The organism is Methanospirillum hungatei, from assembly GCF_020216685.1.
GTDB classification, from domain to species: Archaea; Halobacteriota; Methanomicrobia; order Methanomicrobiales; family Methanospirillaceae; genus Methanospirillum; species Methanospirillum hungatei_B.
Window position 1 is genome coordinate 1 of record NZ_JAIWNS010000201.1, and the last position, 9,588, is coordinate 9,588.

The 9,588-nt window shown below is 43.5% G+C and carries 11 protein-coding genes; 6 read left to right on the plus strand and 5 right to left on the minus strand.

The window, feature by feature from the left end:
- Positions 1-166: 166 nt before the first annotated feature.
- The 4 genes from LDL35_RS12325 to LDL35_RS12340 form a co-directional block, all read right to left on the minus strand.
- Positions 167-385: a PD-(D/E)XK nuclease domain-containing protein gene (locus LDL35_RS12325; protein ID WP_304022835.1), complete on the minus strand. Its 219-nt coding sequence runs from the start codon at positions 383-385 to the stop codon at positions 167-169.
- A 315-nt stretch (positions 386-700) separates the two neighbouring features.
- Positions 701-1,159 (minus strand): PIN domain-containing protein, encoded by a 459-nt coding sequence (locus tag LDL35_RS12330; protein WP_304022838.1) that lies wholly within the window; start codon positions 1,157-1,159, stop codon positions 701-703.
- Complete coding sequence (locus tag LDL35_RS12335; RefSeq protein WP_304022840.1) at positions 1,153-1,311, minus strand: hypothetical protein; 159 nt, start codon at positions 1,309-1,311, stop codon at positions 1,153-1,155. Before LDL35_RS12335 ends, LDL35_RS12330 begins: the two co-directional genes overlap by 7 nt.
- 488 nt (positions 1,312-1,799) lie before the next feature.
- Positions 1,800-1,961, minus strand: coding sequence for a hypothetical protein (locus LDL35_RS12340; protein WP_304022843.1), 162 nt, complete (start codon positions 1,959-1,961; stop codon positions 1,800-1,802).
- A gap of 307 nt (positions 1,962-2,268) precedes the next feature.
- Here LDL35_RS12340 and LDL35_RS12345 point away from each other — a divergent pair, with 307 nt between their 5' ends.
- From LDL35_RS12345 to LDL35_RS12365, 5 genes are all read left to right on the plus strand, one after another.
- A complete protein-coding gene (locus LDL35_RS12345) occupies positions 2,269-2,601 on the plus strand; it encodes a hypothetical protein (RefSeq protein WP_304022845.1) in 333 nt (110 codons plus the stop codon).
- Positions 2,598-2,885: a hypothetical protein gene (locus LDL35_RS12350; RefSeq protein ID WP_304022848.1), complete on the plus strand. Its 288-nt coding sequence runs from the start codon at positions 2,598-2,600 to the stop codon at positions 2,883-2,885. Before LDL35_RS12345 ends, LDL35_RS12350 begins: the two co-directional genes overlap by 4 nt.
- Positions 2,882-6,106 carry a hypothetical protein gene (locus LDL35_RS12355; protein WP_304022850.1) on the plus strand — a complete coding sequence of 1,075 codons (3,225 nt, stop codon included), beginning with the start codon at positions 2,882-2,884 and terminating at the stop codon, positions 6,104-6,106. Before LDL35_RS12350 ends, LDL35_RS12355 begins: the two co-directional genes overlap by 4 nt.
- Positions 6,106-6,438, plus strand: a complete 333-nt coding sequence (locus LDL35_RS12360) for a hypothetical protein (RefSeq protein WP_304022852.1) — start codon at positions 6,106-6,108, stop codon at positions 6,436-6,438. The genes LDL35_RS12355 and LDL35_RS12360 overlap by 1 nt, the downstream gene beginning before the upstream one ends.
- Positions 6,439-6,649: 211 nt before the next feature.
- The gene (locus tag LDL35_RS12365) at positions 6,650-8,194 is read left to right on the plus strand and encodes a tetratricopeptide repeat protein (RefSeq protein ID WP_304022854.1); all 1,545 of its coding nucleotides are present in this window, start codon (positions 6,650-6,652) and stop codon (positions 8,192-8,194) included.
- Positions 8,195-8,938: 744 nt separating this feature from the next.
- Here the strand turns inward: LDL35_RS12365 and LDL35_RS12370 are convergent.
- Positions 8,939-9,166: a hypothetical protein gene (locus LDL35_RS12370; RefSeq protein ID WP_304022855.1), complete on the minus strand. Its 228-nt coding sequence runs from the start codon at positions 9,164-9,166 to the stop codon at positions 8,939-8,941.
- 121 nt (positions 9,167-9,287) lie between these two features.
- Between LDL35_RS12370 and LDL35_RS12375 the strand changes: the two genes are divergently transcribed.
- Positions 9,288-9,419 (plus strand): hypothetical protein, encoded by a 132-nt coding sequence (locus LDL35_RS12375; RefSeq protein ID WP_304022858.1) that lies wholly within the window; start codon positions 9,288-9,290, stop codon positions 9,417-9,419.
- Positions 9,420-9,588: the final 169 nt, after the last annotated feature.

The following is a 9,588-nucleotide window of genomic DNA, read 5'->3' on the forward strand; positions in this document are numbered from 1 at the left end:
ATACCAATACCGACCCCCGTACTGCCAATAATTTCCTGCGACGTAGCAGGTTTTATTGTGAAGAATTCTGAGTTGCACAACCCCTCATGTATCTCTCTTTATACCCGTGATCTAAACAAAGCCCAAAAATAGAGAATAAACACATTTTTCCCAAAAAAATTACGATTTACTCTCTCCGAACCGTTACCTTCTTTCCCTGTAACGAAATTCCAAGTCGTACTATCTTCTCCATCGGTACCCCTGCATTCACCAAAGCAGCCATATACTCCTTCTCCCGTATCTGTGCCAACCCATCCGCAGCTGCCCTCTCTCCATCTCCCTCCTTTTTCACATTCTTACAATCGATAATGTATCCAATCGAATACGTCCTGGTCTTTGGGATCATGAGGATATATCTCCCGGTTTGGAATAGAAAGAGAATACGGTAAAAGATATGGATCATACTCTGCAAATGCAGGGTCATCTGCCTTCAGATACCCGGAATAATAGAGTAAACTCCAGATATTCTCCGGGTTTTTCCCGATATCCCCAAAGGTGATAGTATCAGAGAGAGTATATATATGGTAATATAATCGATTATCACCTTTTATCCGACACTCGGCTGCAAATTTTAGTGATTTTGGATTTACTTATTGCAATTTCCTACTACCAAGTATCGGCTTTCTCTCTCTATATTTCTAATTAAATGAATTATTCCCACTTATTTTAAAATTGTTTTAAAATCATCCAGATTGATAGTAACTGGTTTGAAAAAATGTACACTCTCAAGTTCACGAGGAATTCGGTATTTTTGTAGGTTTGAATCTGAAGTGATGAAATAATCACATCCATTTGCAATCGCGTATCCCATATGAACTCTGTCAGTCTTCTCAACCCGATAATCAATATCAAGAGTTGACAATCGATAACAGATCTCTGCAATCACCGGATCAGGATAGTATGTGTATACTCCCCAGTCATCAAGGAGAGAGATAAATGATGAAATATAATAATCACGTTCATCATGTTCCCTCATCTGATCAATGGCTTCACCTATCACTGTAATAGAAGTAACAATTTTAAAATCGAGATTAAATGCATGTTTTATGATTGTATTGCATGCATAATCTTCAATACTATCAAAGAATACACATGTATCCAGAAAAACAGTTTTTACCATTGAATAGATTTAAGCCTCTTCATTTTATCATCGAACTCTTCTTTTGTCACGACAAATGCAACCTTACCTCTTTGTGTTGCACCTCCGTAGGGTAACATTCCCCTTTTATATGGTTTACCAATATTTACTGTGGGGTCAATCTCTTCGGACATACATACATAATTGAATTCATGTAAGATGAAAATTACTCTTACTCCAGAAGGTGTGAAATTAGTGAAAAAATGTGGTATAATTTTTATTCACCTCAAATCATTTCTGGACCGGTATATTCGTTACTGTACTCTCTTCACTTTCGGTGGTTTTCATCTCATCCCTCTCCCCTGTTTCTCAAAACCCTGACCCATGACAGAAACCGGGTATCCCCCTCGTCCCATTCCCTCATAAGCACGTGGAATCGTTTGACTGTGATTCAACGACCTGATCATCTGAACTCATGACCGCACCCTGCCGCTTTGTTTATAAATTCACTGTCTCATGATCCCGAAACCAGGGGCCGGCATGCTTAAATATCAAAACCGATTTCGCGAAAGTGAAAATCCCCTCAATACACTCTCCAATCCCCTGGATCGCTATCATACCTCACTCCGCTCGAAACCCCTTTTTCACTTTCACCCTGTTTACCTGAAATTCAAATACCCCTTCATACAACCATGATGGGAGGATTGGTTATCCTCGTAGTATAATACACCGCTGTTGCCTCACCGGGGGAGCATCCCCTCCTCCGGGTATTCTTCTGGATACCTCTCCTGCTGCACCCGGTATATCCAGGACCTGATGCAAAACAGGATGTATCAGTACGCACAAACCATCTCAGAGAACCTGGAATAACTCAGGGATTTACCAATGACAACACAAACAGCCAATTCTATCGCTCGTCAAAAAACCCTGATAAACGGGCCGATCTCAAACCCTGTATTCCCTTCGGAAAACAGAAAAAAAACCAGCACGTATGAATATGGAGAAACCCATGCGACTACGAACACGAATCAAAAGAGCATACCCCCGCTCAATCATCCAGCTTGCAGGCACGACGATCAGGGCAGGGGCAGTTCTAAGCTATAGATTTATACGGATATTATCATTTCCCCCAAGCAAAACCGGAGGCTGCCATGTCGTCTGAAACAAAAGCACGACGATGTGCCATATGGTTTGCCATCAGTGAACTCAAATCACGGGGATACCTGATTGACCGGTGTTGCGGCAAAGACCGGATCTTTGATCTCATTGCCTGGAACCGGGAGCATGTTCTGGGACTTATCATCAGAACAGCCAGAACTCCGGATATCAGGACCTGTCATAATGACGTAACCAAGACCTCTCCCCTTGTCCTTGACCGGATGGTCCCCGGAAAAACCGAACTCTGGCTCTATCACCCGGGTGGGAAGTCCAGGTATTCAATCCTCCCCGGCGGAGCGATAGCCATCAGGGAGGCCATGGTATGAAAGCCAGGTATCAGCCTGAAATCAGAAGAGCAGCCCTTGCCGCCCTCCGCCCAGAGGACACCCTCATCTCACGCCAGCGGATAGAAGATGAGATCGATCTCCACCCTGACCAGTACCCCGGACTTATTGGCCGGAGCAGAACAGGACGGCGACGGATCATCACCCTTGCCATGAATGAGATGTTCTCCTGCTGGAGCAAAAGGAGCGGAGTAAACCCCTCCTCCTTTGTCTGGGAGGTCAAAGCTGAGCATGACCCGACGACCGAACCGGAGGATGAGCAATGAGGCCCAAAGAGCAGATCAGACAGGCCCTCTCCCTCCTCTTTCAGGAAGGATCGGTCGTCGAGCTCAGGGCACTTGGTGAGAGAACCCACTATGGGTACTACACCGATCATGACAAACTGGCGAGAGATGCTGCAATCCTTGACAGTACACCAGGAATGAGTGGTATCTACGTCACCTTAAACCGGGTAAACCCCGTCCTCATCTCCCGCTGTGCCAACCGGATAAAGAAAGCAGGACAGAGAGAACCACAGACCGCAGACGGAGACATCATCCGACGATCCTGGCTTCCAATCGATATTGATCCGGTCCGTCCGGCAGGGATATCATCATCAGACGAAGAGCATACCGCAGCACTCGCAAAAGCAGCAGAAGTTAAGGAATATCTCACCTCTCTGGGCTGGCCTGATCCCATCTCTGCTGACTCAGGAAACGGGGCACACCTTCTCTACCAGATAGATCTCCCGATCACACCGGAGAATGGAACCCTCATCAAGGACTGTCTCCTTGCACTGGATCAGAAATTCTCCGATGAAAAAACAACCATCGACACATCGGTTGCAAACCCGGCACGGATATGGAAACTCTACGGAACCAGATCCAAAAAAGGAGATCATACCCCGGAACGGCCACACCGAATCGCACAGATTATCAGTATTCCTGAAAAAACCACTCTGGTCATGGTCCCGCTCCTCATGACTTTGGCCTCACAATACGAACGGCCCGACCTGTCTGCAGGACTCCCTGGGATCAATGGAATGTCCGGAATGTCCGAAAAAGCCGGAAAAACCGAATTAACCGGAATAACCGAAATAACCGGAATGCCCAAAATCCCTGAAATAACCCAGGCCGGGGCAGCAGGAGCCGGTTCCATCGACCTTGCACAGTGGCTGACCGTCCATGGTCTCTCCTATACCGAAAAGCCCTATCATGCAGGCCGGCTCTTTGTCTTTGACGAATGCCCGTTCTCAACCGCTCACAAGGACGGAGCATATGCAATTCAGTTCCCGAACGGCGCAATATTTGCCGGTTGTCACCATAATTCCTGCGGGGGGAACTCCCAGCGGTGGCAGGAACTCAAGACCAGGTTTGATGGACAGAAAAAACCAAAACGCGACTATGATCAATGGAAGAAGGATCAGATCCGCAAAACGGCACAGGCAAAAGCGGAACTGGATGGAGCAGTGCCGTATAACACATCCTCACCAGCTCCTGCAGCACTGACTACCACAGATCCAATTCTCCCCGAAAATGACGATTTGGAAGTTCGGGAGGACGTCATCAGGATACTCCATGAGGGAGATCCCATCCGGTATATCCTTGACACCTTTGCACAGGCACATGAAGGAGACGAAATCGTCGCAAAATGCCTGCTCATGTCTCTTGCATCCCGGCTCGTAGAGAACTCAAAGGGACTGCATGTCCTCGTCACCGGTGAATCAGGAAAAGGAAAGTCCCATGCATTCGAGACCATGATGGATCTTATCCCCCAGGAATACTGTGTCGGAGGCCGTCTCACTGACAAGGCACTCTTCTACCAGAAGGATCTCCGGAAAGGGTCAGTCATCTGCCTAGATGATGTCTCACTCTCCCAGTCACTGCAGGAGACGCTCAAAGGGGTCACCACATCGTTTCGAAAACCGTTCATCTACCGGACCCTTGACAAGGACCGGAATAGTCTGACAAAAGTGATACCTGAACGGTGCCTGTGGTGGATTGCAAAAAAGGAAGGAACAGGAGACGATCAGGTCTGGAACCGGATGCTCACCGTCTGGATTGATGACAGCCAGGAACAGGATGATCTGGTCCTCGCTCGGGAACTTGAGGAGGCAGCACGACCAGGAACCCCTCTCACACTAATCTCACGGGAGATGAGGATCTGCCGGGCTCTCTGGAACCATCTTGCATCGGTATCGGTCAGAATCCCCTTTGCCCGGAGTATCCGGTTCACGAACTCACAAAACCGGAGAAATTCCACCATGCTCCTCGATCTCGTCAGATCAATCGCCTTTATGTACCAGTTCCAGCGAAAGCGGGTTGATATCGGTGGCATGATAGAGATCCTGGCAGAGAAACAGGATTTTGAGATGGCACGGGAGATCTATCTTCTTTTAAACGGGGCATGCGGGGCTCAGATGACAAAGATGACCAGCACCGAACAGATGCTGGTTGATGCTATCCGTGCCTCCGGAAAAACAGAGTTCACCGTGAAAGAACTGCAAAAACTTATCCGCCGATCCCAGTCAACAGTATCACGGCTCCTGTCTGGTAATCCAAACCGGGAGGATCATGATGGCCTGCTTGAGAAATGCCCTCCGCTCTCCTTCTATGATCGCTTAGAACCCCGGGAAGATGGTGGGTATCAACGGGGACGGATCTACACTTGGGATTATGAGATGGATGAGATCTGGTCTGCCGGTGTTACGTGCTGGCTGGATGAATCTGCTGAAGGCACCCCAAATCCTGATCCAGGTGATGATCCAGATGGTGCTATGCATCTATGCACACCTATGCACGACCTATGCACGCCGGAATGCATAGATACGGCAGTTGAAAATGAGTCTGTTTCTGATAATAACGATGAAATGGTGGATTCATCAGCATCTATGCACACTCCGGAAGGTGCATACAGAGATTCACCGTATGAGAACCATTCCCTATGTGCACCTGAAAATAATGCATACATACTATCGAAGTCTCAGATCTCTTCGGATGTACCGGAAAAAGAGGATAAATCTCTGAGTACATCTATGCATCAGGGTGTGCATAACCGGTGCATAGATGTGCATAGCATGCATAGGTCTGATAAAGAGCCGGAAGAGATCGGAAAACCTGAAAAAAAGGGAGCTATTATGGACATTCATCCGGATATGTTCCACCTGGCAGAGAGATTACCCAATCAGGCGTGTGACAGTTGTGGGAGGAAAGGGGTTACGTACCGTGAGAAGGGAGGAGGGAAGAATCCACCCGGACAGAAGAGACGGATGATCTGTGAACGGTGTTATAGTGCAGCAGTCTCACGGGAGGTCATGACATACCGGGCACTCCCAGGTGTTCTCCCGCTTCACTCGATGAAACAGACCGACCGATCTCTGGGCCGGTGTCATCTCTGTCGCCTGCACCCGGTTACCTGGATAGATGATGAGACAAAGATAGGCCTGTGTGAACGGTGTTATCATCGTGAGAGGTTCAGTGCCCGGAATAATGCAGGAGGGGCCGTATAATGGGGTTTATTGTCACCTCAGTCAAAGATACTCCTCCGGTCAGGTACGAGAAGGTAGGACGGCTCATCCCTGGTGAGAATGATTGCATCCGGATGATGCTGGACGGGACCGGAGAGATCGGGGTGATTCCGATGGCAGATATTCTTCTCCTCTTTGGCGGTATTGCTCCGGATGGTCTCTCATTATCAGAGTCAGGAAACCGGGTTATCCTGACCGGGCCAAGAGGAGAGGAGTATGTGGTCCTGACAAAACAGGTGAGAGGGATGGTCCGTGACTGGCCACAGAAGAAGGCTGCATTGTTTGTGAATTTGGGGATAGAAGAATTACAATGAAATATAATAAATTTTCCATATAATTTAAAAAAATAACGAACTCTGGTGATACGGATCAGTTTGAAAATATTTCTCGGTTAGATTGACTCCTGAAAGGAAATATAGCCGTATTAATAATTAGGTTTTGATATATATGGCACTTATTAGGAAACTCGAATTAAGATAACTTATATATATTCGTTCACACTATATACCAAAAATTATGGGGAACATGAACACAAAAATTGGGTATTATTATATGCTCATGGTACTATTCACGCTCATATTTTTATTCCCTTGTATATCTGCAGACACTCCTCATACCGCACAAGAATGGATAGACATTGCATATGATCGATTTTCAGATAAAGATTATTCAGGTACCATTGATGCAGCAGATAAGGCAATTCAAATAGATCCGAGTTTAGAAAGGGCTTGGAACATAAAATCAGCTGCCTTAAGAAACCTGAAACAATTTGATGATGCATTAAAAGCTGCTGAAGAGGCGATTGCCTTAAATAATTCATATTCTGCTCCCTGGTATAATAAAGCCGAATCTTTGATGAATCTCGGACAAGAAGAAGATGCATTACTAGCTTATGAAAGAGCAACCGAGTTGAATGATAAACATGTGTCCTCATGGGTGGGAAAATCATGGGCACTCAATACGCTTGGTTATTTCGAAAAAGGACTTGAGGCAGCCGATAAAGCAATTGCTTTGGATCCGAATAATGAATTTGCATGGAATAATAAAGGTTTAGCTCTCAAATTGATGGGTAACTATGAGAAAGCCAAGGAAGCATATGAGATGGTTCTTCAATTGAATCCATTAAATACAAATGCTCTTTCACAATTACAAAATTTATCGATAACCGATCAAATAAAAGATTCACCAACGGAATCAATAAATCAGAAATATCAAGTCTATAAAGGTTCATTATTCACGGTAGAATATCCTAAATCAGCACAAATCACAGGATCCGAATCTTCAATTAAATTTAAAGGTGATAATCCACCATTTTCTATGACTGTCGGACTCGTCCAGAGGAGTGTATCATATTCCTCTTTGGATGATTTCATTGATTCATGGACACGTTCCTTTGCTCTCATTTATGACATAAGTAATATTAGTGATGTTTTTGTAGGAGAAATTCCTGCGAAACAATTCACCATAAAGAATAAAGATGGAGAAGTGGTAATGATTTCAACCATCTTCTGGGAAAATAACATCCCCAATATAATTTCTAATGGAGGGGGATCAGAGCTATTAACGGAAGAGGAACAACATTTTCTCAAGACATATAAAAATATAGGCATACCAGGAGAGGAAATAAGAGATCCATTCTTAAATAACAAAAAAATCTTTTCTGATTCAAAATACACTTTCGAGTACCCTGAAGAATGGAGTCTCTCAATAGGGAATGATAGTGAATTTACCTTCGATGTTCCAGATAGGAATGTGAAAATCAATGGTTATTATATTGAAACACCTGTTGATTTTTCTCAATATATGGAAGTTTTTAAACAAAAAATGGATAAAGGGTTTAAAGATTTTAAAATTATCAAAGACACTCCCGGGGTATCTAAAGAAGGATACCCAACCAGAATTGTTGAGTTTTCATGCATTTATAATGGAGCAATAACAAATACACGAACGTATGTCCTTTCTGCAAATAATACCTTTTATTTTCTGATAATCACCTATCGAACGAATGAGAGCAGTGATATTCGTGAATTAACCGATGAAATTTTCACCAGCTATATGATTACCAAATAAATTTTCTTTATTTTTAGTTTTCCTTATTTATACCTGCCAGGATTATGGTATGTCTTATCATTCAATCAAAACCTTTCGGAGCGACTGTTGGATATGAATAATACTGAAAAATAATAATGATATTATGGTTATTTTTCAGATCAGTGTCTTTGACTGTTCGAATTAATGTTTATTCGGTTTTGAGTATAGAATAATTTCCATTTTTTAGAAAAATTCTTACCGATTGCTTAATATAATGAAGGCATTTCGTGTTCATACCTTGGAATAACTATTTTATTTTTGTTTTTTACATGACTTTATGGTAGGCACATGATAAATCACCATACCCACTGTTACGAAGTTTTTTTCTGACAAAAATGTCATAGGATTATCTATGTCAGATATAAAAAATAATCCGTTTTATTTGCTAAGAAAAGGAGTAAAAAGCCAAGGAACCCTTAAACTTGTAATTTCAACATTTTTTTAACTAATCTCACTGATATTTCCGGTATATCATTTTACGATGGCCAATATCCACCACCAAAATTATCATTTCCTTGTTTCTTATAGCCTAAATTGCCCGGTATTCTCCTATTCGAAGTTTATACAATGGTTCTGCACCTTTTGGTCTATTCAGGGGCTCAATAAAATTGAATGGGTCTGATTTTAGTTTCTGAAGGTTTTTATAGATTTTTTGACTAATTGTTTGTTCAAATTTCTCTAATGTTCTCTCTGCATGTTTGGTAAATGCCAGGGAGAACATCATCAAAGCCCAATCTTTTTCGCCATATTTTCTTCAGTAGTAAAGATTCCCCTGTCAAATTCTTCAATCCCCTTTTCTATCTCTGCTGCCGTCTCTTCATCGATATAGTCATCGTCCTCCAGAACTTCCAGGGCTCGAGAGATAACATCTATCGGAGATTCTTCTGGCCTAATTTTCAGGTTTATGATCTTTTCCATAAGTGGAGAGGGAATTTCTATTGACTCACTCATACTATTGTATCATCCTTCATGGTTCATCAAGTTTTCATTTCCTTCCATCTTAATTCTCTACCTATTTGCCAGGTACGAGAGGGTAGGCCGGTTCATCCCCGGAGGTTAATGTAGAATCAGGATGATGTTACACGGGACCGGAGAGATCGGGGTGATACTGATGGCAGATCTCCTCCTCTTGTTTGGAGGAATGATCCAGGACTGGTCAAGGAAGAAGGTTGCGTTGTTTGTGATGAGAAAGAGGGATGAATAGTAATACCGTTCCTTATGGTGTATGGGCTCTGTCTGAATTTCTAGTGATATGGGAAATCCTTCAATGAGGATTTCATTGAGAAAGATTTAATATTATATAAAATAATATATATTATAATGGAGATCGTTACAACCTTAAATTCCTTTAGTACTGTTCAAACTCTGTACCC

What these genes read in the sequence shown, in the direction of transcription:
- LDL35_RS12355 (WP_304022850.1), top strand. Translation starts at nt 2,882, where the DNA reads ATGAGGCCCAAAGAGCAGATCAGACAGGCCCTCTCCCTCCTCTTTCAG.
- LDL35_RS12325 (WP_304022835.1), bottom strand. Translation starts at nt 385, where the DNA reads ATGATCCCAAAGACCAGGACGTATTCGATTGGATACATTATCGATTGT.
- LDL35_RS12335 (WP_304022840.1), bottom strand. Translation starts at nt 1,311, where the DNA reads ATGTCCGAAGAGATTGACCCCACAGTAAATATTGGTAAACCATATAAA.
- LDL35_RS12370 (WP_304022855.1), bottom strand. Translation starts at nt 9,166, where the DNA reads ATGAGTGAGTCAATAGAAATTCCCTCTCCACTTATGGAAAAGATCATA.
- LDL35_RS12360 (WP_304022852.1), top strand. Translation starts at nt 6,106, where the DNA reads ATGGGGTTTATTGTCACCTCAGTCAAAGATACTCCTCCGGTCAGGTAC.
- LDL35_RS12365 (WP_304022854.1), top strand. Translation starts at nt 6,650, where the DNA reads ATGAACACAAAAATTGGGTATTATTATATGCTCATGGTACTATTCACG.
- LDL35_RS12350 (WP_304022848.1), top strand. Translation starts at nt 2,598, where the DNA reads ATGAAAGCCAGGTATCAGCCTGAAATCAGAAGAGCAGCCCTTGCCGCC.
- LDL35_RS12375 (WP_304022858.1), top strand. Translation starts at nt 9,288, where the DNA reads ATGATGTTACACGGGACCGGAGAGATCGGGGTGATACTGATGGCAGAT.
- LDL35_RS12345 (WP_304022845.1), top strand. Translation starts at nt 2,269, where the DNA reads ATGTCGTCTGAAACAAAAGCACGACGATGTGCCATATGGTTTGCCATC.
- LDL35_RS12330 (WP_304022838.1), bottom strand. Translation starts at nt 1,159, where the DNA reads ATGGTAAAAACTGTTTTTCTGGATACATGTGTATTCTTTGATAGTATT.